This is a genomic window from Mixta theicola (genome assembly GCF_002895925.1).
GTDB classification, from domain to species: Bacteria; Pseudomonadota; Gammaproteobacteria; order Enterobacterales; family Enterobacteriaceae; genus Mixta; species Mixta theicola.
The window spans coordinates 26069-51445 of sequence record NZ_NWUO01000020.1 but is presented as its reverse complement, the minus strand read 5'-3'; the positions used below and the strand labels follow the sequence as shown (position 1 = coordinate 51445).

The window sequence follows — 25377 nt, the reverse complement described above, 5'->3', positions numbered from 1 at the left end:
GTTCCCCATGTCGTGCCTTCGGTCAGCAATCATCCAGCTAACTTCTATGGCAGTCAGTGATACGGAGCGAAGGTGGCGGAATTGGTAGACGCGCTAGCTTCAGGTGTTAGTGTCTTAACGGACGTGAGGGTTCAAGTCCCTCTCTTCGCACCAAATGCGGTGATATGAAGACAATGTTATGCGAAGGTGGCGGAATTGGTAGACGCGCTAGCTTCAGGTGTTAGTGTCTTAACGGACGTGAGGGTTCAAGTCCCTCTCTTCGCACCAATATTGTCACTCTTCTGTTATATCTTCTTGATTTCCCTAAGTTTTATTCCATCGCCGTCTGGCGCGTTCCCTATTCATCATCTGAAAGCCTGCCGTTCGTTTCCCCATTATCCAGCTCACGCTCCATAATCCGCAGATCGCCATCAGCATATCCGCCGCCATGAAATGATAATAATTCTCAGTAACATATGGTAATTTTTATCATTTGATACGTTTCCTGTGTAGAAACTTTATACACGAAGATGACAGACCAGTTAGAAAGTGCTAGATTGCCAGGATTAATCTAATATCAGAAACCAATAATAACTGCTCAACACCATTTCCATAGTAAATCATTTTCCTATGGCAATAGCGCTTTGATATTTCAGGGCCGTCCCGAGTGTATAAAAATGAAATTACAAACTTATGAAGAATTGCTACACAGCAAATATCGCCTGTCGTTGATGCTTTTTCTTTTTTTAAACATGGCAACATCGCTTTTTTCTATGTTACCGGTAAATAAAGGTGAAAATCTTACATTTTCCTTACCGGCGACGCTGATCGTAATTATAAGTTTATTGCAGTTAGTCTTCTGGATCCTGAAGCCCAAAACAAAATGGCCGGTATTATCTTTTACAGCTTTTATTATGGGTGCTCTGTGGTCATGGCTGATTGTGCATAAAAGCGAGCTGGTTTTTTATTTTGACGGCAGTTACCTGTTGATCAGCCTGATGGCGGTTTTCTTTATCAGCACCATCTCCCTGCATGAACATCTGCTGGCGTTTTGCCTGCATATCGCGCCGCCCTCGCTGACCGTCCTGTTGCTCGATCGCGGCCAGCATCCGCTGACGCTGCTGTTTACCATCGCGCTGCCGCTGCTTGGCTTTACTTTTCAGAGCCTGATGCAGCACCGCAGCGATCATTTTACGCGGCGCTTACTGTTTCAGCTATATGAAGAGAAGCAGACCTGGAGCGACCTGAGCATGCTTGATCCGCTTACCGGGCTCTATAACCGGCGCGGCCTGAAGAACCGGCTGGAGAACCTTCTGGAGAACCATGCCGGCAGCCATTTTGTTATGCTGCTCGATATTGATAATTTTAAATCCTACAACGATAACTACGGTCACGCGATGGGCGATCAGGCGCTGACGCGCGTATCGGCGGCGATTCGTGATGCGGTGCGCTCACGGGATGTGGTGACCCGCTACGGCGGCGAAGAGTTTCTGGTGCTGATGACGAACGTAAATGCCTCTATTGCCATGAAGCTGGCTGAGCGTATTCGTCAATATGTGCTGGACCTGGAAATCCCCCATCGTTTTAACCATCGTGTATCAACGCATGTCACCATTAGCGCCGGTATTGCACCGATAATTGAAGAAGATTTTGAACAGGCGATGGCAAATGCCGATCGGGCTTTATATGTGGCAAAGAACCGCGGAAGGAATACCATTCTTTCCTGGGAAGAGCTTTGCGAAACAAATCTGCGCTCAGCCCTGACGGATATAATTTAATGATAGCGTCATCATTTATTTAAGCGGATTATGCAGTATTGATAAATTGTTTAACTTAATACAAATTAAATTAATTCAACTGCTTTCTCTTTTGCTGAAGAGGCTTAAATAAAAAATTAATAAGTAACCGGCGAGAATGGCTACGTTTATTTTAACGTTGGCATTTTTGCTCGCCGGTTGCCTGGTGGGCAGGATTATTTTCTGTCTTTAACAGAAACCTGATGCTTTATCTGGTTATTTGCTTTTACGTGCCGCCACACCCTAACCTCTTCGCCCCCTCTTGCTACCTTATTCCTTCCTGGATACAATCAAGAACGATTATCATTTGTTTTCTTATCTCTATTTCGGTCGTCGATTACACAGGAAGCCCTATGGCTATTGTTACGCGTCAGGCTTATGAGTACGGTTCGTCTCCAGTCATCTTTATGCAGAACGATAGTTCGCTTAGCACTGCGCTGCATAGCCTGTTTCGCGAACACCGCTCCTGGTTTCTTGAATTTATCACGCTTGGCGACGCCGCCCCTGATGACACGCTTATCCAGCCTGAATGGTCACAGAGCGCGCATTTTAATCGACTGCTGGCGCGCTATAGCGATGAGATCTATCGCGAGCATACCGCTATGCCGCGCGAGGCAAAGCCGCTGCAATCTTTGTGGGCGCAGTGGTATTTTGGCCTTATCGTGCCGCCGATGATGCTGGCGCTGGTGATGGAGGAGCGCGCGCTCGACTGCTCGCTGCAGCATTTTCATCTGCAGTTCCATGAAAGCGGCCGCCCGGCTAAATTCTGGATCGATGTACATGAAGATGAAGACGCGCGCTACCTGAACGCACATCAGCGTATCGATCGTCTTATCCAGACGCATTTAATCCCTGCGGTACAGGGCATTGAACAGCATGGCGATATTAACGCCAGGCTTATCTGGAATAATACCGGCTATCTGATGCACTGGTTTTTAGGCGAGATGAAAAGCTGGGTTGATGAAGCCACGCTGCTGACGCTGGAACATGCGCTGTTTTTCTCGCGTCATTTGCTGGACGGCAGCGATAATCCGCTTTACCGCACCGTTATTCCACGTGACGGCGCGATGCAGCGTCGCAGCTGCTGTCAACGCTACCGTCTGCCAGCGGTTGAACGCTGCGGCGACTGTACGCTGAAATCAGTCTGACCTCCTTTCCAGGCGGCGCCTGGGATGACTCTTTTCTTTTACGGCGGCGCTTTAGCGCCGCATAACGTTTACAGATCCCCTCGGTTATGGCAGCTTTATCACCCCGTTTTATTGTGAAGAGCAAAGCAACATGAGCCTGGAGTCTGTACGGCAGTATTTTGCCGAGCGTGCCCCTGAAATCTCCATCATTGAATTAAATCAGAGTACGGCAACCGTGGCTCTCGCAGCTAAAGCGCACGGCGTCGCGCCTGGGCAGATAGCCAAAACCCTGTCGTTAAAGGTGAAGGATCGGGTGATCCTGATCGTGACCGGCGGCGATCTTCGCCTGGATAACCGGAAGCTAAAAGAAACCCTGGGCGCCAAAGCGCGCATGTTGACCACCGATGAGGTGTTGACCTGGACCGGCCATCCGCCCGGCGGCGTTTGCCCTTTTGGCCTTGAACAACCGCTGCCGGTCTACTGTGATATTTCTCTCCGGCGCTTTGCCGAAGTGCTGCCGGCGGCAGGGGCGATCCATAGCGCAGTGCGTATCTCGCCGGAAAGAATGGCGGAGCTTACCGATGCCGAATGGGTCGATGTGTGTCAGAGCCTCCCTGCTTTAACATAAAATCGTCATCCTGCGCTGGCGGTTCGCGTACAATTACGCCGTTATTTTTTTCAGGATTTTCTGTGTCGCTGATCTATTTTGCCATCGCCCGCAGCCGCTTTCCGGCATGGCTGGCGCTGCTGGCTATGCTGCTGCTGTTTATTGCCCCGGTGATTTCTAAATCGCTGATGGCTCAGCACGGCCATGCCTCGCCGCTGATGACGGCACATATGTCAGCGATGACGATGGCTCAGCCTGCGAAGGCAGAACGGCATCATCCTGTATCGATGATGGATGACAGCGCCTGTGGTTACTGCGTACTGCTAATCCATCTGCCGCTGGACTCCGTTCGCCTTCCGCAACTCTGGACGCTGCTACAGGCGGCCATTCCAGCCGTTCCCCTCCAGCTACAGCCTTTTGTCGCCAGCTGGATCCCCATTTGGTTCCGACCGCGCGGGCCGCCGGTTAACGGGTTTTCACTCGTTTAACTCAACGCTTTCTCTACCGCCCGCAAACGGGCAAAGGAACCCTTATGTCGGAAAAAATTGTGCCGACGGCCTCGGCACAGATTGAAAAAACGCAAAATGCGCAGGCGTTTCTGCAGCTTATGCGTCGTTTACACTTCACGATCGGTCTGTTTATCGGCCCGTTTATTTTTGTCGCTGCGCTCACCGGCACGCTCTATGTGTTAACGCCGCAGCTTGAAAATTACCTGTATGCGCAACAGCTGACTACCGATGCGCCCGGCCCCGCACAGCCGCTGTCAAAGCAGGTCGAGGCGGCGCTGCGCTACGCGGGCAGTAACGCGAAAATCGCCGCCGTGCGCCGGCGCCGGGCGATACGGAGACCACGCGCGTGATGTTCCGCTTCGCTGACAGCGCGCCATCGGAAACGCGTGCCCTATTTATCGATCCGAAAACGCTGGCGGTACGAGGCGATCTGACCGTCTACGGCACCAGCGGGATTTTGCCGCTGCGCACCACCCTGGACTATCTCCACCGCAGCCTGCTGCTGGGCGATATTGGGCGTAACTACAGCGAGCTGGCCGCCAGCTGGCTGTGGGTTGCCGCGCTTGGCGGCGTGCTGCTGTGGGCGGTGCAGCGTACGCCGCGTCGCGCTAAAGCAGCAAGCGCCTCGCGTACGCAGCGCATACTGCGGCTGCGTAGCTGGCATAGCTTACTGGGCGTTGCGCTGCTGATCGGGCTGCTGTTTCTCTCCGCCACCGGCCTGACCTGGTCGCGCTGGGCTGGCGATAATATCAATGCGCTGCGCGCCCATTACGGCTGGCTGACTCCGGCGGTGAATACACAGCTTGATAACGGCATGCCGCCGATGATGCTGGATGAACACGCTGAGCATCATGCTCATATGATGCGTCACGCGCCGGATACGCCGTTAAGCGCCGCACAGTTTGATGGCGTGCTGGCCGCCGCACGCGCCAGCGGTATTGACGCGGCAAAGCTGGAAATCCGTCCCTCTTATCAGGCGAACAGGGCGTGGATCGTCGGTGAAATCGATCGCCGCTGGCCAACGCAGGTGGATAGCGTGGCGGTGAACCCTCATACCTGGCGCGTTACGGACAAAGTTGAATTCGCTAATTTCGGCCTGCTGGCGAAGCTGACGCGCTGGGGAGTGGATGCGCATATGGGCATTCTGTTCGGCGTCGCGAATCAGCTGGTGCTGGCGCTGTTTGGCCTGGCGCTGTGCGTGCTGATTGTGCTGGGCTATCGTCTGTGGTGGCAGCGTCGTCCCGCTCAGCCGCGTCACTCTCCGGCGGAGACGCTGATTCAGGCATGGCAGCGCATGAGCCTCAGCCTACGCTTTTTGCTGTCGGTGGTGCTGATAGCGCTGGCCTTTAGCCTGCCGGTGATGGGCATCAGCCTGGTGCTGTTTTTATTGCTGGACGCCTGGCGCTGGTATCGGGCGCAGCGGGCGTAACGCCGTTACAGGCTGGCGCCCGGCCAGCCTGTTTTACCCGCCACGCCTGAGCAAACAGGGCGCCGTGCTGCTGGCCGGGCACGGGATAAATAAGCTGATTGTCCGCGAGCTATATCGTCAGGGCTGACTGACGAAAAAGCGCGCCAGCCGCCGCTTAGCGAAACACATCAACCGCTTCCACCAGCCGATGCGCCTGATTTTTCATGCGCGCTGAGGCCTGCGCGCCCTCTTCTACCAGCGAAGCGTTATGATGGGTAATACGGTCCAGCTCCTCTACCGCCTTGCCGACTTCGCTCAGGCCGGTGCCCTGTTCACGCGTGGCGGTGCTAATTTGCTGCAGCAGCTCCGTCACGTTCTGCACCTTTTCCACAATATCGGCAATGGTCTGGCCCGCCTGATGTACCTGACCGGTGCCGGACTGTACTTTTAGCGCGCTGGCGGCAATTAAATGACGGATCTCGCTGGCGGCGCTGGCGCTACGCTTGGCCAGATTGCGCACTTCTCCGGCCACCACCGCAAAGCCTTTGCCCTGCTCCCCGGCACGCGCCGCCTCAACCGCCGCGTTCAGCGCCAGAATATTGGTCTGAAAAGCAATGCTGTCAATCAGGCCGGTAATAGAGGCGATCTGCTGCGAACTTTGGGCAATTTCATCCATCGTGCCGACTACCTGCTTCATCACTTCTCCGCCCTGTACCGCTGCTTTACTGGCGGTCATCGAATGATTATTCGCCTGGCCGGTACTTTCCGCATTGCTGTTAACCGTGGTGGCCATCTGATTCATGGTAGCGGCAGTCTGCTGCACGCTGGCCGCCGTCTGTTCGGTATGGCTGGCGATTTTTTCATTGCCCTGCGCCAGTTCATCGCTGGCCTGATGCACGCTCATTACCTGATCGCGCACATCTTTGACCAGCCAGCGGAACATCAGGCCAAGCTGCCCTATCGCCCGCAACGTCATGCCGACTTCATCAATTCGATCGAGATGATCAACCTGCTGAGATGCGCCCGTCGCCACGTCCAGCGCCTGTCGGCATACTTTCTCCAGCGGCCTTGCGATCTGCCATTCCAGCCAGCCGCAGGTGATCAAAGCCATCAGCAGCGAAAGCCCGCCAAAGGCGGCCAGCGCGCCGCCCTGCAGCCCTACGGCCATCACGCTAAGCGCCGTGCTCAGCCAGCAAAACAGTACGCCGCTGCGAATACGCCAGCGCAGCGGCAGCGTTTTCAGCCATGAGAGCGGGCTTAATACTCCGCTACGCACCAGCAGTCCCTGGCGCAGCCGCCAGCCGCGCAGTTTACCGGCGCGCATCTGCTGATAAAGTTTTTCTGCCGCCGCGACTTCCTGCTCGCTCGGCTTGATACGGACTGACATATGCCCGGTAATATTACCGTTACGGATCACCGGCACCACATTCGCCCGCACCCAGTAATGGTCGCCATTTTTACGGCGGTTTTTCACCATTCCGGTCCAGGGCAGCCCCTGTTTCAGCGTCGCCCACATATCAGCGAAGGCAGCCTTCGGCATATCGGGATGACGTACCAGATTATGCGGCTGCCCGTGAATTTCATCGCGTTCATAGCCGCTGACGTCGACAAATTCCTGATTAGCATAGGTAATATAACTTTGCGCATCGGTGGTGGTCATCAGCGTGGTGTCGTCGTCAAGCTGACAGGCCTGTTGCGTAACGTGGGGTTGGGTAGTCATATGCCAAGCCTTTACCTGAATGTTGAAGGTCTAATAATTTTTCGCAGGGAAATCACCTGCCTTCATCGGCAAAGCCCGGCAAAAACTTTAGAATTAATCCACATTCAGCGCCGGTCAGCGCGGGTTTTACCTCGCCGTTCCCGTTTGAAAATACTGACGCAGCCACTGGCTCAGTTCGGTGACCGCCCGCGGTACTCGCGCCGCCCACGGACGCACAATCCAGACGTGGCGGGCAAACGCGCCCTGGATGCGCCACTGCGGCAATATCTGACGCAGGCGACCTTCCCCCAGCGCCTGACGCGCGCTGAAGTCCGGCAGCATCGCTATTCCCAGGCCATCAAGCGCCGCATCACGGATCGATTCGCTGTTATTAGTAGCAAACGGGCCGCTGACGTTCACTACCGTTTCCTGCTGCGGCTGCGCCGGATCGCTAAAGCGCCAGCGCGGCAGTTCGGTACCGCGCGGATAGTAAAGGCAGTCGTACCGACTAAGTTCCTGCGGATGCTGCGGCTCGCCGTGCGCCGCCAGCCAGGCGGGAGAGGCCACCAGCAGCGTTTGCGTTTCACATAACAGCTGGGCGACATGGGTTTCCGGCAATGCGTTGCTGTGGCGGATCGCCAGATCGAACCCTTCGCTGGCCAGCGACACCAGCCGGTCGGTCACCTCAAGCTGGATGCGCAGCTGCGGATGCAGGCGCAAGAAATCACGAACAGGCGGCTGAAGCTGCTGACGGGCGAAGGCCACCGGCGCGGTGATCCGCACCAGCCCGCGCAGCGGCCCGCTGCTGTCGCGCACGGCATAAAAGCTCTGCTCGATTTCAGCAAAGGGCGCACGCAGCTCCTGCACCAGCTTTTCGCCAGCCTCGGTCAGCCGCACGCTGCGCGTGGTGCGCTGTACCAGCGGAACGCCCGCCAGCAGCTCCAGCTGTTTAATTTTCTGACTCATCGCCGCTTTGCTCACTTCAAGCCGCTCCGCCGCGCGCGTAAAACTGCCCTGCTCCGCCAGCACCGTCAGCCAGTGCAAATGTAGCCAGAGCGCATCCGTTTTTATATTCATCAGGATTGTTCAAAATAGTAAACAATGCGTTCAACTATAGCGCTTTTTCATTAGGGAAAGGGAGTGCAGGATAGAGATCAGCCCACGATTTAACGGAGCAAACCATGCCACTACTGCAATTCGATCTGATTGAAGGACGCTCTGAGCGTGAACTGAAAACGTTGCTGGATGCGGCGCATCGGGCGGTATTGACCGCCTTTGGCGTACCGCAGCGCGACCGCTATCAGATTGTTCACGAAAACAAAAGATACCAGATGGTGTTTGAAGATACCGGCCTGGGCCTGACGCGCAGCGACAATCTGGTCATGGTGCGTGTTTATACCAGTCCGCGCAGCAGCGAACAAAAACAGGAATTTATGGCCGAGCTGGCGCGCGAGCTGGAGAGCAGCAGCGGCGTGCGCGGCAGCGATCTGATGATCAGCTTTATTACCAATGACAAAGGCGACTGGAGCTTTGCTAACGGCGTAGCGCAGTATCTGACCGGCGAACTGTAACGGCAGCGCGCTTTTACAGCATATTCTCGATCCGGTTCACAGTTACGCATTTTAAGCCGCCGTTTTTTTGCCCTCTTCCTCCGCCGCGAAAATAATTGCAGGAGCAAGCAGTTAACGCTGAGCCTGTTCAAATCGTGGCGGGCAGAGGAGAAAAGAATGCGGAAACAGGAAGTGGTGGCGAAGCGCAACCGACAGGAAAAGCTCGCGGCGCTGCGCCAGCGCAATCGCGCGCCGGTGCTGATTGTCGGCGGCGGCATTAACGGTATCAGTACTTTTCGTGAGCTGGCGCTGCAGGGCGTTCCGGTGGTGCTGATTGAAAAAGATGACTGGTGCCAGGCGGCCAGCGGCGCGCTGTCACGCATGATCCACGGCGGCCTGCGCTATCTGGAAACCGGCGAATTTGATCTGGTGAAAGAGTCGGTACAGGAGCGCGACCGGCTGCTGAAAAACGCCCCGCACTACGTCTCCCCGCTGCGCACTACGGTGCCGATCGATAGCTGGGGCGGCGGCCTGATTAACGCCAGCAAGCGCTTTCTGCGCCTTGGCGAAAAGCCCACCCGACGCGGCGCGCTGCTGATAAAAACCGGCCTCGCGCTTTACGATCTCTATACGCGCCAGCAGGGCGACATGCCGCGCCATCGCCTGAATAACACGGCCGAAACCCGCGCCCGCTGGCCCGGCTTTGCCGTCTGGGTTAAATACAGCGCCACTTACTATGACGCGTGGATTAAAGCGCCGGAGCGGCTGGGCGTCGAGCTGGTATTGGATACGGAACAGAGCAACGCCGAGGCGCTGGCGCTTAACTATGTCAGCCTGGTGGCAAGCGACGGCGAGCGGGTAACGCTGCGCGATAACCTGACCAACACGCTTTTTACCCTTGAACCGCATGTCATCGTCAACGCCAGCGGAGCCTGGATCGATCGTCTTAACCAGCAGCTGTCGCCTGCCGATCCGCGCAGGCTGATCGGCGGCACCAAAGGATCGCACCTGATCGTTGACAGTCCGGCGCTGCTGGCCGAGCTGCGTGATGAAATGGTCTATTACGAAAATCAGGACGGGCGCGTCTGCATTATGTTTCCCTGGTACGGCAAAGTGCTGGTGGGATCCACCGATATTCGCGTTGACGATCCGGAGAATATCGCCTGCACGCCGGAAGAACAGCGCTATATCCTGGAGTCGCTGCACTTCATTTTTCCGCATATCAACGTGTGCGCTGAGGATGTGCTGTATACCTTTGCTGGCGTGCGCCCGCTGCCCGCCAGCGATACGGAAGTCAACGGCCGCATAACCCGCAACCACTCGCTGATCTACTTGCCGCCGGATGCCAGCCGTGATTTTTCCGTCCTGAACCTGGTCGGCGGCAAATGGACCACCTTCCGCCGCTTCGGGGAACAGGCGGCGGACAGAGTATTGAAGCTGCTGGGCGAAAAGCGCCGACGCAGCACCGTCGATATGGCGATCGGCGGCGGCCGTAATTTCCCCGGCCGCGAGCGCCTTCCGGTTTGGATCCGCGAGCTTAGCGCTAAATATCAGCTGGCGGAAGCGCGCGTGGCTCAGCTGGTGGATCGCTACGGCACGCGTGCCGAGCTGCTGCTGCGCCTGATTGCCGCCGGGGACGAACAGCCGTTGCAGCATCATGCCGACTACAGCGATACCGAGCTATGCTGGCTGATCGCTGAAGAACAGGTGGTAATGCTGGAAGATCTGCTGCTGCGCCGTACCGCGCTGGGGATTTCCGGTCAGCTGACGCCGCCGCTGATGGCGGAAATCGCCCATCTGATGGCGCAGGAAATGCAGTGGAGCGACGCCCATCGCCAGCAGCAGCTGGAGCTGACGCTCTCCCGTCTGGCGCGCCTGCACGGCGTCTCCGGGCTACGTTTAGCCTCTCAATCCCAACCCGCAGGAGAACTGCATGTCGGTCAGCGATAAAGTACGGCTGAAACGCCTGTTTAAACAGGGAAAATGTCTGGATGTCGCTATCGATCACGGCATCGCCAACGAGCCCGATTTCCTTGTCGGGCTGGAGGATATTTCCGGCGTGATGCGCAGCCTCATTGCCGCGCAGCCGGACGCCATTCAGGTTAACTACGGCCAGGCCGATCTGCTCCAGCAGGCTGCCGCGCCAAAACCGGCGCTGGTGCTGCGTACCGACGTCGGCAACGCCTACAACGCCGCGCGCCATCGGGAGATGTGGGCGGTCTTGCACAATCCGGAAGAGCCGATTCTGGCGGCGCTGCAGATGGATGCGGCGGCGGTAGTGGTTAACCTGTATCAAATCCCGGATGAGCCGGGCATTTTTCGGCAGTGCGTGGAAAATATCGGTCGCCTGCGTCACGCCTGCGATAAATACGCCATGCCGCTCATGATTGAACCGCTGGTGATGGCACCGCAGGGCCAGGGGCCCGCCTACGGCTCGCTGGGCGACGTACGGCAGATCGTACCGCTGGTGCGCCTGGCGCGTGAGCTGGGCGCCGATATTATCAAGGCCGATCCCAGCGATAACGTTGAGGAGTTTCACCGCGTGGTGGAGGCCGCGCGCTGCCCAACGCTGGTACGCGGCGGCGGCAAAGGCGAGCTGGGCGCAGTGCTGGAAAAAAGCGCGGCGCTGATGGCCCAGGGTGCCGCCGGCATGGTTTATGGCCGCAACGTTTATCAGCACGATAACCCGACGCGCGTGGTTAAGGCGCTGATGGCAATTATCCATCAGGGCGTCAGCGGCGCGGAAGCACTGGAAATCTACCGCCAGGCCTGATATTTCTCCGGCGCTTAAGCCGTGCGCCATCGCATCGCCAGACGACAGTGAAACGGATTGCCTGCCGCCGGTAAACGCGAGGTATTTTGATGAGCCATTGCTTACTCGGCATTGATGCCGGCAATACCATGATCAAAGCCGTGCTGTTTGACAGCAGCGGTCAGGTGCTGGCGGTAGCGGGCTGCGCCGGAGAAACCCACCAGCCGCAGCCCGGCTATGCGGAACGTCCGATCACCGATGTCTGGCACGGCGTGCAGCAGGCGGTACGCGATTGCCTGGCGCAGGCGGGCGATGCGGCCCGGCGGGTCATTGCCGTTGGCGCGGCCGGACACGGCAACGGCCTGTACGCGCTGGATAAACATCAGCAGCCGCTGCTGGGCATTCAATCGATCGATATGCGCGCCGCGGGTCTGGTCAGCGAACTGGAGCAGCAGGGCAACGCCGCGCTTATCTGGCAGCGCACCTTGCAAAAGCCCTGGCCTGCGGCCACGCCGGTGCTGCTGCGCTGGCTGAAACAGCACGACGCAGCGCGTTACGCCCGCATCGGCCACGTTCTGTGCGCCAAAGATGTGATTAATTATTTTCTGTGCGGATCGCTTAGCGCCGACTATTCGGATGCCGCCGGCGCCGGGCTGATCGACTACGCGCAGCGCGGCTACAGCGCGTCGCTGATGGCGCTGTATGGCCTGGAAGAGGCGCTGCCGCTGTTGCCGCCGCTGCACGAATCCTGTGCGGTAACCGGCCGGGTGACGCCGCAGGCCGCCAGCTTAACCGGGCTGCCGGTCGGCATTCCGGTGGTGGCGGGCATTTTTGACGTGGTGGCGAGCGCGGTAGGTTCAGGCGTGGTCAGCTGCGGCGAGGCCTCGATTGTCGCCGGCACCTGGAGCATTAATCAGGTGGTGGTCGATAAGCCGGAATATCCGCGCCCGGTATTTATGAATTCGATTATTGAGCGCGATCGCTTTATGGCGATTGAAGCCAGCGCCACCTCCGCCGCCAATCTCGACTGGTTTGTACGCGAGTTTGATGACGGGCGCGGCGGCCAGGGCGCGGTGCGCAGCAGCGATCTGGTGGCGCAGGTGAAGCCGGATATGCAGTTGCCGCTTTATCATCCTTACCTCTATTCCGGCCGCAAAGCGGGCCCGGCCAGAGCGGGCTTTTATGGGCTCGGCGGCTGGCATACCCGCGCCGATATGCTGTTTGCGCTGTTTGAAGGCGTCACCTTTGCGCATCGCGCCCATATCGATCGCCTGCACGCCGCCGGTATCCCGTTCAGCCAGGCCACCCTTTCCGGCGGCGCAGCGCGCAGCGCCGTCTGGCCGCAGATGTTTGCCGACGTGCTGGGCATTCCCATTCGCGTAGCGACCTGTATGGAAACCGGCGCGCTGGGCGCGGCCATTTGCGCGGGCGTCGGCGTCGGGCTATGGCCAGGCCTGGCCGCAGGCGTGAGCCAGGCGGTGCAGCTTAATCCCGGCGTTCTGCTGCCGGATGAGGCGCGTCACGCCTTCCACTCAAAGCGCTATCAAATGTTTAAAAAGCTGGAGTTAGCCATGGACGATCTCTGGCATGAGGTTGCGCCCGATGTCTGAATTTGCGCGCTGCGCTCCACAGTTGTGACTTCGTGTATTGCAGGGATATGACAGTCAGGATAGATTGAAAAAATTCTGCTGCATCCCTGTTAAATTAACGTGAGTCTGGCGCCATCAATGACGCCCGTTTCCGCATGAGGAAATCCCGTTGTCTGAACTCTCTTCAGTCATTTTATTTATGGCATCGATTGCCATTTATGCTTACAAAGCCGGGCGAAACACCTTTTGGTATCTTTCTCTGCTGCTGATCCTTGGTCTGTTTATCATCCTCAACGCGACGCTTTACGCCAGTAACTATTTTACCGGCGAAGGGATTAACGATGCGGTGATCTATACGTTGACCAACAGCCTGACCGGCGCGGGCGTCAGTAAATATGTGCTGCCCGGCATCGGGCTGGTGCTGGCGCTGTTTCTGGTATTCTGCCTGCTCTCCTGGCTACTGCGGCGGCGCGGCGATCGTCCGCACCACTTCGGCTACAGCCTGCTGGCGTTGCTGCTGGCGCTCGCCTCGATTAAAACCACCCCGGCGTTTCAGCAGGTTACTGATTTAATTGTCTCCCAGACGGGCAGCGGCAGCGCCGACTTTGCGCGCTGGTATCACGAACCGCAAAAGCGGATCGCCAAACCCACGCTTAACCTGGTTTATATCTACGGCGAAAGTCTGGAGCGTACTTATTTTGACGAGCAGGCGTTTCCTCATCTGGCGCCGGAGCTAAGCCGCCTTAAGCGGCAGCAGGCGCTCGATTTTACGCAAACCGAGCAGCTGCCCGGCACCGAATATACCATTGCCGGCATGGTCGCCTCGCAGTGCGGCATTCCCCTGTTCGCGCCCTTTGAAGGCAACGCGTCGGCCGCGCTTTCCAGCTTTTTTCCGCAGAATGTCTGTCTCGGCGATATTCTGAAAAATTCCGGCTATCAAACCTGGTTTATGCAGGGCGCGGATCTGCGCTTTGCCGGGAAAGATACGTTCCTGAAATCGCACGGCATCGATCATCTGTACGGCCTGCAGGAGCTAAAAGATCGGGTGGCGGACCCCTCTTATCGCAATAACTGGGGCTTTTATGACGATACGGTGATGGATGAGGTATGGCAAAAGTTTGAACAGCTGTCGCAGCAGAAGCAGCCGTTTGCGCTGTTTACCCTGACGGTGGATACCCATCATCCTGACGGTTTTATCTCGCGCAGCTGCCAGCATAAAAGCTACAGCTATGAAGGTAAACCGAACCAGTCGCTTAGCGCCGTCGCCTGTAGTCAGGAGCATGTCGCCCGGCTGATTGAACGCATTCTGGCTTCGCCCTGGGCGAAAAATACCCTGATTGTGGTCTCGTCCGATCATCTGGCGATGAACAACACCGCATGGGAATATCTTAACGCTCATCAGCGCGATAATCTGTTTATGATTATTCGCGGCGACCGCGCACAGCCGCAGCTGCTGACCATGAAGCGCAGCTCGCTGGATAACGGCGCAACGGTGCTGGATCTGCTGGGCGGCGATAAAGCCATTGGCCTGGGCCGCAGTTCGCTGTCGGATCGCTCGCTGTCGGAGCAGTTCGAGATGAAGAAAAAGGTGCTGGAATGGAAGCCGGACGTCATCCAGCTGTGGGGTTTTCCAAAGCATATCGATCGCTTTAGCGTAGACCAACAGAAAAACAGCATCAGCTTTTCCGGCGCGCATTTTAGCCTGCCGCTGCTGCTAAAAATCGGCAAGGATAAAGTCGAACCGCTGCCGGAAGGCGAATATGCCGCGCCGCTGCGCTATCAGCTGGCCGACTTCGCCGCCGGGGATAAATTTGTCTGGGTGGATCGCTGCTTTAAGATGGCGCGCCTGTGGCAGCCCGCGCTGGCGATCTCTGCCGATCTCTGCGTGGCGCAGGGGCAGCTGGGCGCGCAGCCGCAGGTTCAGCATATCGATAAGGCGAGTCAGGAAATCGCGGTCACGATCCCGCAGCAGCCGCTGGATCAGCAGCGCTGGCAGCAAAACGTCGCCGCGCTGAAAATCGCCGATCATGATCTGCGCTATCGGGCCGACAGCTTTAAGTTTGACGTGCCGGGCGCACCGCTGGCGGTGAAAGAGTTTAGCGGTATCTCCCGTCCTGAAGGATGGGGCCGCTGGTCTAACGCTAATCTCGCGCCGGAAGTGACGATTGATTATGCCCAGCCGCTGCCGCCGCGCTTTGAATTAATTATCCGGGCGAAAGCGTTTGGCCCGAATGCTCAACGTCCGATCCCGGTACGCGTGGGCGGACAACAGCAGATGCTAACCCTGAGCCACGAAGTCAGCACGGTGACGCTGCGCTTCACCAACCCTGAAGGCAGCCACCGGCTGGTAATTACGCCGCCGGAGCCGCAGCTCTCCAACGAAGGGAATATTATCGGCCAGGATCCGCGCAAACTGGGGATCGGTTTAGTCGAGATAAAAATAGTGCCGGTAGAGAATTAACGGCAGATAATGATGAAAAGCCCGCTCGAAGCGGGCTTTTTTACAATTTTTAAAGGTTGTTTGATGCATTCTGCCGTAGTAATCCTGCCGCTCATCATCCCAGGCCCAGGAAATCAGGTAGGCATCAGAGGAACCGGTAACGGTGCGGATACGCCTGGTCAGCCCGGACCAGACTCCTGTCAGATCGGTTACTTCGATTCCCAGTTCAGAGGCTAGCTCTTCACACCAGAAGCCGTTTGAACTATCGCTGTTTTCAAGAATGGCTTTCAGTACAGAACGGGATTTTCCGCTTAAGCCACGTACCAGCTTTTCCGCCTGCAGTGAAGAAAGATCGGTCGGCCCTTCGCCATTTTCGCCAAAAATATCATCTTCTAAACCGTCTGTTATCAGGCTCAGCACTTCGCTACGCGCAACTGCCGACAACTTCTGTAAATCCGCTAATGATAAAAAAATCCCGCTTACCTCATGCTCCATTGGTTAAGCTGGCCAAAGGATAGCGCAGACTAAGCGTTAGACAATTCTTAAGAAGACTAGTCACTGCATTTAACCTCATCTAATGTCAGCTTAGGTTAGGTTCATACGGACTCCCGATAATTTGACATTAGACATTACAAAATCTGGCGCGGGCAGGAGTGGAGAGCCTGGGCGCGAAACGCCTGCAACGACCGCCGCTGCTGCCCCTGCACATCGAAATTTTCTGCGGCCAGCCACTGACGCAGCGCGGCGCTGACCGTCGGCCATTCGCCGTCGATAATGGAAAACCAGGCGGTATCGCGATTGCGGCCTTTGTATACCGCCGCCTGCCGAAACAGGCCTTCATACTGAAAGCCCAGCCGCAGCGCCGCCTGGCGCGACGCCGCGTTCAGGCTGTCGCACTTCCACTCATAGCGGCGATAGCCCAGTTCATCGAAGGCCAGCGCCATCAGTAAAAAGTGCGCTTCCGTCGCCATCGTCGTCCGTTTCAGCCGTGGCGAAAAAGCCACATGTCCCACTTCCATCGATCCGTGCTGCGGATCGATACGCATTAACGCCAGCGTCCCCACCGGCTGTAGGCTTTGACGATCGATAACGGCAAAATGCAGCGCATCCTGGCTGGCGCTCTGCGCGGAAATATGGGTACAGAAAGCGGGATAGTTGGGAAACGGGCCGGAAAACATCCATGTCCAGTCGCGCTCGTCCGCAGCCTGCGACCAGGCGGCCCATAGACCTTCAGCGTGCTGCTGAGCGCTAAGCGGCTCCAGCCGACAGGTACGCCCTTCCAGAGGCTGTTGGGGAGGATATAATCGCGGCGTCCATTCCGGCAGCGGAAAACCAATCGGCTGTTGATACTGATTAACAGATGATGACATGCTGAGTTCCCTCATATGGTAGCGAAAGACCAGATTACCTCGTTCCCGTTCAGCTCAACAGTTGCCTTCCGCATCGTATCGAAAATTAATATTATCGCTCACGATATTAGCCTGCGCCGTTCGGCAGGCGTCAGTTAACCTGTCACCTTCAGCGGGGCCGGCCCGGTCGATTCCCGACGAATATAGCGCGTTTCAAACACCGGCATCGGGCCGGGATCTTCACCACGGATCTGGGCGATAATGCGGCGAGCCGCCTCGCAGCCCATCTCATAAACGGGCTGTGCGATCACCGACAGCGGTGGCGAAACGATCTCCGTCCACGGGAAGTTATCGTACATCACAAACGAAAGATCCTGCGGAATGTGCAGGCCGCGCAGATGAAACTCACGCAGCAGCGCCTGCGCAATCAGGCTATCGGAGGCGATGACCGCCGTCGGCGGCGCAGCGTCATCAAAAAGCTCGCCAACGATACGCGCTACCGCCGCATCATCCAGCGCATTGGGCTTAATCAGCGCCGGTACAAAAGGCACGCCCGCCACGCTGAAGGCGCGTTCCATCCCGGCGATACGCTGGGCAACCGGGGTCAGGCCCATATCATCCGTGCGGCGATAAGGTTCGCTGGCATTCATGCTGGTTACGTAGGCGATGCGCCGATGCCCGGCCGCCAGCAGCAGCTGCGTCGCCTGCTGCGCCGAGCGGGTAAAATCGACGCCGATGACCTCGACGTCCAGGTGATAAACCGCGCGATCGAACAGCGTGAGCGCCCGCCCTTCCGTCAGCACCTGGGTTAAATGCGCGTTATTGCTGGCGGCAGAGCTGCTGGGCGCGACGATAATCCCATCCACCCGCTTTTCCAGCATCACGCGCACCGCCTCCTGCTCAATGCTTAGCTGCTCATCGCTGTTGCTGAGAATAACGTGATAGCCCGCCTGACGCGCTACATCCGAGATCCCGCGCAGCGCCAGCCCGAAATGCGGGTTCTCAATATCGCCCACGATCACGCCCAGCGTATTAGAACGCCCGGTATTCATGCTGCGCGCCAGCTCATTCGGGCGATAGCCCAGCCGCTCCGCCGCCGTCAACACCCGCGTCATCACCTCGTCGCTGACGGAGCCGTAACCGCCCAGCGCCCTGGCCGCCTGCGCTTTTGATACCTTTGCCTCACGCGCTACGTCAGCAGCGGTAGGCGCTTTCATTCGCATATTTGTGCTTGTCATAATTAATTCGAATCACAGGTTAAAGGTTCGATCATTGACGACGTTGAAATGCTGTGCTTAATATCACTGTAACTGATTTGAGACCGGTCTCACAAGCGTGACTTATCCCTAATCAGCACCTGCATTGAGACCGGACTCATACTAATTAAACGTCCCCGGTTTCAATAGTCGTTGATGTTTAGACAACAAAAACGGACTACTTATGAAATCGCACAACATCCTGTTCAGAACGGCCGTTGCGCTCATCGCCTCGGCTTCAATCGTCACCCTCTCCATCCCGGCCAGCGCGGCGGACAACAATCCGTATGGCCTGATCGAACCGGGTCATATGCGCGTTGCCAGCCTGGGCGATGCCAAACCCTATACCTTTACCGACGCCACAGGCAATTTTACCGGCTTTGATATTGAGTTTTTTACCAATGTCGCCCATCGACTGGGCGTGAAACAGGTCGATTTTATCGGTCAGGATTTCTCCGGCATTCTGCCGGCGGTGGCTAACGGTCAGTATGACGCGGGCGTGGCGGCGATCGGCATTACCCCGGAACGTGCCAAAACCGTGGATTTCACCGATGGCTACCTTGCCGGCTATCTGTCGGTGCTGACCCGCAGCGATACCGGGATAAAAAATGTCGATACGCTGGCAAAACGGCGGTTGGGCGTGGTCCAGGGCACGCTGCAGGAAAGCTATGCGGTTAAGAATTTCCCGCAGACCGATCTGGTGCGCTTCCCTGATAACAATGCCGCCATCTCCTCGCTTAATAACGGCACGCTGGATGCGGTCTTCCTCGATTATGAGGCGGCCAAAAGCTATGCCGACCGCTTTAAACTGGTTCATGCGGCAGATATTCCCTCCTTCGATGCACCTGCTGGCGTGGCGATTGCTAAACAGAAACCGCAGCTAAAAGCCGCGCTGAATAAAGCCATCAAAGACGCCATGCAGGACGGCACCTGGAAACGCCTCTATGAGAAATGGTTCCCAGGTTCGCCGATGCCGAAACAATACCTGCCTGCCGCGCAGTAATACCGCCTGCTCAGAGAATAGCCCGATCCACCGGGCGGGACTTTTGCGTCCCGCCCCCTGAAAAAAGCGAGTGCTTACTATGGACCTGTTCGAGATTCTGTCGCGTACCTTCTTCGATTTCCCGTCGATGCTGAGCGTTTTCCCCCAGCTGCTGGGAACGGGCTTAATCAATACGTTGATTATTTCCCTCGCCGCCACGGTGCTGGGCACCACCTTTGGTCTGATTCTGGCGCTGATGGCGATTTCTCCTTCGCGCTGGCTGCGCCTGCCGTCGCGCATCTATACCGATCTGTTTCGCGGTCTGCCGTCGATTTTAACCATTCTGCTGATCGGCCAGGGCCTGGCGCGCTTCAGCTATCAGCTGTTTGGCCCGACGCCTTATCCGCTCGGTATTTTCGCCCTCAGCCTGATCGCCAGCGCCTATATGGGTGAGATTTTCCGCTCCGGCATTCAGAGCGTGGAAAAAGGCCAGCTGGAGGCGTGCCGCGCCCTGGGCATGAGCTATGCACGGGCGATGGCGCTGATCGTTATTCCGCAGGGCATTCGCCGCGTGCTGCCAGCGGTGGTGAACCAGTTTATCTCCATCATTAAAGACTCATCGCTGGTCTATCTGCTTGGCCTGATGGTTGGCCAGCGCGAGCTGTTCCGCGTGGGTCAGGATGCCGCCGTACTGACCGGCAACCTGTCGCCGCTGATGCTGGCGGGCATGTTCTATCTGGTGATCACCGTGCCGATGACGCATTTGGTCAATGTGATCGATGAGCGCTATCGCAACGGCCGCCGCCGCGCCAGCGCCCCGCAAAGCGGCCTGAAGGAACTTGACGAAGTGCAGCAGCGCAGCGGAAAGCCGCTGGCGACTGAACAGGCCGCCCCTCTCACCAGCCATCGGGAGCAACAGTATGCTGAATAATGCCTTAGCCGCAGACCTCCACCAGGAAGCCGCGTTTCATGGCGCCAGCCTTGAGCTGCGCGATCTGACGCTGGCCTATGGCGACATCGAAGTGCTGCGTAACGTCTCGCTACAGATCCCGGCAGGCTCCACTACCTGCATTATCGGCCCGTCCGGCTCCGGGAAATCAACGCTGCTGCGCGGCATCAACCGGCTGCACGAGCCGAAAGCGGGCGATGTGCTGCTCTCCGGCCGCTCGGTGCTGAAGGATAAGCCGGACGCGCTGCGCCTGCGCATCGGCATGGTGTTCCAGCATTTCAACCTGTTCCCCGATCACACCGCGCTGCAAAACGTGGCGCTGGCACCGTGGAAGATCAAAAGGCTGCCGAAACAGCAGGCGATGGAGATCGCCCGCCTGCGGCTGGATGAGGTGGGATTAACGCAGCGCGCCGATCATCGTCCGCGCGATCTTTCAGGCGGCCAGCAGCAGCGCGTCGCCATTGCCCGCGCGCTGGCGATGGACCCGGAAGTGATGCTGTTCGACGAGGCGACCTCGGCGCTCGATCCTGAACTGGTCAAGGGCGTCCTCAATCTGATGGCGAACCTGTGCCAGCGCGGCATGACCATGGTCGTGGTCACCCATGAAATGGGCTTCGCCCGTAAAGTCGCCGATCAGGTGGTGTTTATGGATGAAGGTGAAATCGTGGAAACCGGTACGCCGGAAGCGATCTTTGAAAATCCACAGTCGGCGCGCCTGCGCCGCTTTTTATCGGAGGTATTGTAATGACGCTGCTACAGGGAAAAATTCGCACGGCGGTGGTGGGATTCGGGGTTTCCGGCCAGGTCTTTCACGCGCCGTTGATCGCCGCCGATGCACACTTTGCGCTGAGCGTTATCGTTACCGGCGACGCTGAACGCCGGACGCTGGCCCGGCAGCGCTATCCGCAGGCGCGGCTGGTGGAGAGCTGGGAACAGCTGTTACAGCTGATTGATGCTGGCGACGTTGAGCTGGATCTGGTGGTGCTGGGCACGCCGCCGCAGGGACACCGCGCGCAGGCGGAGGCCGCCATCGCACGCGGGCTGCATCTGGTGATTGATAAGCCTTTTGTCCCGCACAGCCGTGACGGCGAAGCGCTGATCGCCGCCGCCCAGGCAGCCGGTACGCTGCTGACGGTGTTTCAGAACCGCCGCTGGGACGGCGATTTTCTGACGGTTAAAAAACTGCTGAGCCAGAACGCGCTGGGCGATATTCGCAGCTTTGAATCGCGTTTTGAATGGTGGCGGCCGCAGGGCTTCGGCAACTGGCGCGACCGCGCGGCTATCGCTGAAGGCGGCGGCCTGCTGCTCGATCTGGGCAGCCATCTGATCGATCAGGCGCTGCAGCTTTTTGGCCCGGTCGCCGACGGCTACGCCGAGCTGACGCGCCATACGCAGCCCGCGCTTTCCGATGCCGACGAAGACAGTTTTGTTTCGCTGCTGCACGTTAGCGGCGTGCGCACTCGTCTGTGGATGAACGGACTCGCGGCGCGTCAGGGACCGCGTTTTCATCTGCTGGGCAGCCAGGCGGGCTTTAGCAAATGGGGGCTGGATAATCAGGAACCGGCGCTGGCCGCTGGCATGACGCCGCTTGACGCGGGCTGGGGAGCAGAAGAGGCCAGCCGCTGGGGCACGCTGACCCGCAATAACCAGGACCAAATTATCGAGACCGAGCGCGGCGACTATCCCGCCTTCTACCGTCTGCTGGCGAACGCGTTGCTGGAAGGCACTCCGCTGCCGGTCGAGGCCGCCGACTCGCTGGCGACGCTGCGCCTGATTGAAGATTTACATACCCGTTACGCCGTCCGCAGCGCCTGAGACGGACAGCCTGTTTTCTTATCTGAACAAGGAATAAAGCTATGTCACTGGAAAATAACCAGAAAAGTGTTGTGGTGATCGGCGGCGGTGCGATTGGTGTCTCCAGCGCGGTGCATCTGCTGCGTCAGGGCGCGCAGGTGGCGCTGGTTACCGAAGCGGCGCTGGGGTCTGGCGCATCGGGACGCTCGCTTTCCTGGCTCAATTCCGCCGGTGAACGCGCACGCGAATATCATGCGCTGCGTATGACGGGCATCGATCGCTACCGTACGCTGTTTGCCCGCCATCCCGACCTGACCTGGCTGCGCTTTGACGGCGGCCTTTACTGGGCGGCGGATGACGATCGCGGCACGCAGGCGCGTCACGCTTATGAAAAAGCGCACGGCTACGATTCTGCGCTGGTCAGCCCGGAAAATATTGCGGCGTTTACCCAGAACATTGCGCCGCAGGCGATGGCCAACAGCGCGATTTACAACGCCGGTGAAGGCTGGGTTAGCCTGCCGCATCTGATCGGCTGGCTGATGGAGGAATTTCATCAGCTGGGCGGCCAACTGATTGAGCATGCCGGTAAAGCCACGGTGAAAACCGATGCCAGCGGACGCGCCTGCGGCGTTACCACCGCGCGCGCTGGCGAGCTGGCGGCGGATACGGTGCTGGTCGCCTGCGGGCCGCAAACGCCGGAGCTGGTTGCGCCGCTTGGCGTCACGATCCCTAACGGTTCGCCGGTCTCAATGCTGGTGACCACCGATCCTGTTGATACGCCGATTGAGGTGGTGATGAACACGCCGCGCGCCGCCGTGCGCCCCAACCCAGGCAACACGCTGGCGGTCGATCACGACTGGTATGAAGAGCATATTACCAGCGTTGGCGACGGCGAGTACCGTATCCCGGAGCCGGTCGTGCAGGAATTGCTGAATGAGGCCAGCAAACTGATCGCCGGACAGCCTGCGCTACGGGCCAGCGGCTGGAAAATAGGTCTGAAGCCGATCCCTGGCGATGGCAACCCGGTTTTTGGCGAGCTGCAAAAGGTGCCGGGCTGCTTTGTCGCCTTTACCCATTCCGGCGCGACGCTGGCGCTAATTGCCGGTGAGCTGCTGGCGGAAGAGATCGTTAGCGGCGAGCCGCACCCGATGTTCGCGACTTTCCGTGCCGAACGCTTCAGCCAGGCGTAAATGTTCGACGGCTGAGGTTACCCGTCCGGGAAGCGCTTAACGTAATAACAGGGGCAAACCGCTTATGCGCCGTTTGCCCCTGCTGTTTCTGTATGTTGACCCTTCACGCGCGGAAAAAACGGCTCAGCCTTAATCCGGGCCAGGCTACGGCCCGCAACGTTGCTGGCCGTCAATAAATTAATGGAAGAAAATATCGCCCGATTTGGCTTTAATAATTTTGCCGTCCACATTGGAAATCAACACATAGTTGCCGCCCATATAGGTCCAGTGGCTGTCGGCATCCGGCGCGGGCAGGTGACGTTTTTGCCATTCGGTAATTTCATAGGTCTTTGTCCGATACTTTTCCGGCACCGCAGACCCAATAGTATAACGCTGCGCATCGCTAAAGAATTCGGTAACTTCGTACGGCTCTTTCGGCTGCTGAGCTGACGGTTGCGGCACGGTTTCAGCCGGAGCGGCCTGCTGCTCCCCTTCCGCCTGGGCAACAGAAGTGAATGCCAGCGCGCCGATCAATGCGCCCGAAAATAAAATTTTAGTAGTGTTACGCATAGTTTCTCCTGATTACCCTGCCCTGCTGTTGCGGGCACTTATTTTAGTGACAACAAATTAACCCTGGTTACGCCAGCAGGCACAACTTTTATTGTGAACTTTGTTGTCAAAGGGCGACCGCGGTCCGGCTGCGGGCTGCGTAGCGACTTCTGGAGCAGAATTTTCAGGCAGAGAATATCGCCGGTTCTGAACGGCTGTTTGCTCAGCTACTGGAACGGGCAGGCTATAGCGGGGCATCAGATCAAAAAGGCGTGATGCACAGGCTGCGCTTTGGCACGGCGCTAATCATACAACCAGCGGCCCGCTTTGGCTGATTCAATGAACATACGTATAGTGAGAACTGATTTACCCAGATTTTGATTTTCGCGCTTAAAAAACGAGGTTTCCCAGGGATAATAGTTTCGCAGTGAAAATTTATCAGCATTCACATTAAAATATTGAAAATAAGCTTCTGCCATATCCCCAACATCGTCCCATTCATGCAGCTCCTGCAATGGTTCATCCTCACCAATTACAACCTTTTTCAAAAAGAACGTCGTTACCACCGGCAGCTCTTTTTCAATAAATTGTCGAACGTCATTTTCTAAAACGCTGCTCACCATACTTTATCCTCTGGCCTTACTAACAGGCTGTAACGATGAATGGTGTTGTGAGCGATCATTATAATATCAGTGACTAAAATTACCCAACCAAGTACAGGAACAGAACGTCCAACAAATGCGCCCAGATTATTGGTCCATTTAATTTTTAAACCTTGCATAGTAAATGATTTCTTTGTTAAAGACGGCAAAACATTCTTTTTGAATTTATAATTTAGATGTTTGCGAAAGAATAATGAGGTGATTCTGAGATAGTCAGGTTCGGCAATTCATTGTAAAAGTACATTCCGTTGAGTTCTTCTGTCGTATCTATTTCTCTGTTCGTCCCGTGATTAATTTTGCTGGCTGTTCGCAATAATCACAATTTAAGCATGGAATGCTGGCAGCGGCGCGGGCGAGCGCATCGCCCGCCGCGTTTCAGGCCTTGCGTGAACAGCAGACGATATAATTCATATCGTGCCGCCGGGCATGGAAATAGCGGAACATGCTGAGAAAGCGCTGGCGGTTTTCAGGGGTTTTCAGCCCGTTAAAAATAATCTTCCCGGTTCTTAGCAGGCCTTCATCTTTAATCATGCCGCGTGGCGACATCAACGACATTTTACCGTTATGGGTTTGTACCTGGCTAAAACCGCTCTGGTAGAACATCTGCTGCCAGTTCTCTTTGCTCATTGGACTAACGTTGGACTTTACTACCTGCTGTAGTCGGGAATCCGCGCTGGCCGGCAGCTGACCACGGGTTAACATAATATCGTGCGTTAACAAACAGCCGCCGGGCTTTAATACGCGATAATATTCCTGCACCAGACGCTGTTTCGCCTTGTCAGCATACATGGTGAGCATGGCTTCATTAATTACCACGTCAAAGCTGTTATCGGGGAAAGGAAGATGGTGCGCATTGGCTTCGCTAAGCTGGATACGATCGCCAAGCCCGGCGGCAGCGACGTTTTCACCAGCCTTGCGCAGCGCCTGCTTATCCATATCAACGGCGTGAACATGGCAGCCGAAGCGGGAGACCAGTTCGATAGCCGTGGTGCCCATATTGCAGGCGATTTCCAGTACCCGGCTCTGTGTATTCAGCCCGGCCTGGGCGAGCAGCCATTCGGTAGCCTCAGCGCCGCCGGGACGCAGCCGGGTTTTCCCCAGGCTGGCCAGAAAAGTATGCCCTGCTTTATTACTGTCAGACATGGTAACCCCCGCCCATAAAAAAGATGCATATATTATGCATCTTTTAGCGGGCGAAGTTAAGCCAGAAG

General features: G+C 57.1%; 23 protein-coding genes, 2 tRNA genes and 2 pseudogenes. 18 read left to right on the top strand and 9 right to left on the bottom strand.

What is annotated here, in order from left to right:
* Positions 1-66 precede the first annotated feature (66 nt).
* The 7 genes and pseudogenes from COO59_RS18900 to COO59_RS18870 all read left to right on the top strand — a co-directional run bounded on the left by COO59_RS18900 (position 67) and on the right by COO59_RS18870 (position 5447).
* Positions 67-153: transfer RNA gene (locus COO59_RS18900), tRNA-Leu, on the top strand.
* Positions 154-180: 27 nt separating this feature from the next.
* Positions 181-267 (top strand) — tRNA-Leu (locus COO59_RS18895).
* A 389-nt stretch (positions 268-656) separates the two neighbouring features.
* A complete protein-coding gene (locus COO59_RS18890; RefSeq protein WP_103061263.1) occupies positions 657-1757 on the top strand; it encodes a diguanylate cyclase in 1101 nt (366 codons plus the stop codon).
* 371 nt (positions 1758-2128) lie between these two features.
* Positions 2129-2923: a siderophore-iron reductase FhuF gene (gene fhuF, locus COO59_RS18885; RefSeq protein ID WP_103061262.1), complete on the top strand. Its 795-nt coding sequence runs from the start codon at positions 2129-2131 to the stop codon at positions 2921-2923.
* 130 nt (positions 2924-3053) lie between these two features.
* Positions 3054-3530: a YbaK/EbsC family protein gene (locus tag COO59_RS18880; protein WP_103061261.1), complete on the top strand. Its 477-nt coding sequence runs from the start codon at positions 3054-3056 to the stop codon at positions 3528-3530.
* Between the two features lie 62 nt (positions 3531-3592).
* Positions 3593-3997 (top strand): DUF2946 domain-containing protein, encoded by a 405-nt coding sequence (locus tag COO59_RS18875; RefSeq protein WP_240614165.1) that lies wholly within the window; start codon positions 3593-3595, stop codon positions 3995-3997.
* Positions 3998-4041: 44 nt separating this feature from the next.
* Positions 4042-5447 (top strand): annotated as a pseudogene (locus COO59_RS18870) (PepSY-associated TM helix domain-containing protein).
* Between the two features lie 154 nt (positions 5448-5601).
* On the opposite strand, the gene COO59_RS18865 reads toward COO59_RS18870, so the two are convergent.
* Both COO59_RS18865 and COO59_RS18860 read right to left on the bottom strand, forming a co-directional pair.
* A complete protein-coding gene (locus COO59_RS18865) occupies positions 5602-7146 on the bottom strand; it encodes a methyl-accepting chemotaxis protein (protein WP_103061259.1) in 1545 nt (514 codons plus the stop codon).
* 126 nt (positions 7147-7272) lie between these two features.
* On the bottom strand, positions 7273-8205 hold the full coding sequence (locus tag COO59_RS18860) for a LysR family transcriptional regulator (protein WP_103061258.1): 933 nt from the start codon (positions 8203-8205) through the stop codon (positions 7273-7275).
* A 101-nt stretch (positions 8206-8306) separates the two neighbouring features.
* Here COO59_RS18860 and COO59_RS18855 point away from each other — a divergent pair, with 101 nt between their 5' ends.
* From COO59_RS18855 to opgB, 5 genes are all read left to right on the top strand, one after another.
* On the top strand, positions 8307-8696 hold the full coding sequence (locus tag COO59_RS18855) for a tautomerase family protein (protein ID WP_103061257.1): 390 nt from the start codon (positions 8307-8309) through the stop codon (positions 8694-8696).
* A 156-nt stretch (positions 8697-8852) separates the two neighbouring features.
* The gene (locus tag COO59_RS18850) at positions 8853-10625 is read left to right on the top strand and encodes a glycerol-3-phosphate dehydrogenase/oxidase (RefSeq protein ID WP_103061256.1); all 1773 of its coding nucleotides are present in this window, start codon (positions 8853-8855) and stop codon (positions 10623-10625) included.
* The gene (locus COO59_RS18845) at positions 10609-11448 is read left to right on the top strand and encodes a class I fructose-bisphosphate aldolase (protein ID WP_103061255.1); all 840 of its coding nucleotides are present in this window, start codon (positions 10609-10611) and stop codon (positions 11446-11448) included. Before COO59_RS18850 ends, COO59_RS18845 begins: the two co-directional genes overlap by 17 nt.
* Positions 11449-11537: 89 nt before the next feature.
* Entirely contained in the window at positions 11538-13037 is a 1500-nt protein-coding gene (locus COO59_RS18840) for an FGGY-family carbohydrate kinase (protein WP_103061254.1), read from the top strand.
* A gap of 148 nt (positions 13038-13185) precedes the next feature.
* Positions 13186-15477 (top strand): phosphatidylglycerol--membrane-oligosaccharide glycerophosphotransferase, encoded by a 2292-nt coding sequence (gene opgB / locus COO59_RS18835; protein WP_103061253.1) that lies wholly within the window; start codon positions 13186-13188, stop codon positions 15475-15477.
* Here the strand turns inward: opgB and COO59_RS18830 are convergent.
* Positions 15442-15900 carry a hypothetical protein gene (locus COO59_RS18830; protein WP_133158623.1) on the bottom strand — a complete coding sequence of 153 codons (459 nt, stop codon included), beginning with the start codon at positions 15898-15900 and terminating at the stop codon, positions 15442-15444. The two genes, opgB and COO59_RS18830, sit on opposite strands and share 36 nt — an antisense overlap.
* A gap of 185 nt (positions 15901-16085) precedes the next feature.
* Entirely contained in the window at positions 16086-16826 is a 741-nt protein-coding gene (locus tag COO59_RS18825) for a GNAT family N-acetyltransferase (protein WP_103061251.1), read from the bottom strand.
* A gap of 15 nt (positions 16827-16841) precedes the next feature.
* Here COO59_RS18825 and COO59_RS21525 point away from each other — a divergent pair, with 15 nt between their 5' ends.
* Positions 16842-16964 carry a hypothetical protein gene (locus COO59_RS21525; RefSeq protein WP_276308281.1) on the top strand — a complete coding sequence of 41 codons (123 nt, stop codon included), beginning with the start codon at positions 16842-16844 and terminating at the stop codon, positions 16962-16964.
* On the opposite strand, the gene COO59_RS18820 is transcribed toward COO59_RS21525, so the two are convergent.
* Positions 16961-18043: a LacI family DNA-binding transcriptional regulator gene (locus COO59_RS18820; protein WP_103061250.1), complete on the bottom strand. Its 1083-nt coding sequence runs from the start codon at positions 18041-18043 to the stop codon at positions 16961-16963. The two genes, COO59_RS21525 and COO59_RS18820, sit on opposite strands and share 4 nt — an antisense overlap.
* Before the next feature lie 202 nt (positions 18044-18245).
* Here COO59_RS18820 and COO59_RS18815 point away from each other — a divergent pair, with 202 nt between their 5' ends.
* The 5 genes from COO59_RS18815 to COO59_RS18795 all read left to right on the top strand — a co-directional run bounded on the left by COO59_RS18815 (position 18246) and on the right by COO59_RS18795 (position 22976).
* Positions 18246-19064, top strand: a complete 819-nt coding sequence (locus COO59_RS18815) for an ABC transporter substrate-binding protein (RefSeq protein ID WP_103061249.1) — start codon at positions 18246-18248, stop codon at positions 19062-19064.
* Between the two features lie 79 nt (positions 19065-19143).
* Positions 19144-19974, top strand: coding sequence for an amino acid ABC transporter permease (locus tag COO59_RS18810; protein ID WP_103061248.1), 831 nt, complete (start codon positions 19144-19146; stop codon positions 19972-19974).
* Positions 19964-20737, top strand: a complete 774-nt coding sequence (locus tag COO59_RS18805; protein ID WP_103061247.1) for an amino acid ABC transporter ATP-binding protein — start codon at positions 19964-19966, stop codon at positions 20735-20737. Before COO59_RS18810 ends, COO59_RS18805 begins: the two co-directional genes overlap by 11 nt.
* Positions 20737-21807 carry a Gfo/Idh/MocA family protein gene (locus COO59_RS18800; RefSeq protein ID WP_103061246.1) on the top strand — a complete coding sequence of 357 codons (1071 nt, stop codon included), beginning with the start codon at positions 20737-20739 and terminating at the stop codon, positions 21805-21807. Before COO59_RS18805 ends, COO59_RS18800 begins: the two co-directional genes overlap by 1 nt.
* Before the next feature lie 41 nt (positions 21808-21848).
* The gene (locus COO59_RS18795) at positions 21849-22976 is read left to right on the top strand and encodes an NAD(P)/FAD-dependent oxidoreductase (RefSeq protein ID WP_103061245.1); all 1128 of its coding nucleotides are present in this window, start codon (positions 21849-21851) and stop codon (positions 22974-22976) included.
* 177 nt (positions 22977-23153) lie between these two features.
* Here the strand turns inward: COO59_RS18795 and COO59_RS18790 are convergent, their stop codons facing one another.
* From COO59_RS18790 to COO59_RS18775, 4 genes and pseudogenes are all read right to left on the bottom strand, one after another.
* Entirely contained in the window at positions 23154-23525 is a 372-nt protein-coding gene (locus tag COO59_RS18790) for an RcnB family protein (protein WP_103061244.1), read from the bottom strand.
* Between the two features lie 281 nt (positions 23526-23806).
* Positions 23807-24127, bottom strand: coding sequence for a DUF1493 family protein (locus tag COO59_RS18785; RefSeq protein WP_103061243.1), 321 nt, complete (start codon positions 24125-24127; stop codon positions 23807-23809).
* A pseudogene (locus COO59_RS21700) lies at positions 24121-24363 on the bottom strand (STM2901 family protein); the annotation flags it as partial. The pseudogene COO59_RS21700 and the gene COO59_RS18785, both read right to left, overlap by 7 nt.
* 178 nt (positions 24364-24541) lie before the next feature.
* Positions 24542-25309, bottom strand: a complete 768-nt coding sequence (locus tag COO59_RS18775; protein ID WP_103061242.1) for a class I SAM-dependent methyltransferase — start codon at positions 25307-25309, stop codon at positions 24542-24544.
* Positions 25310-25377 lie beyond the last annotated feature (68 nt).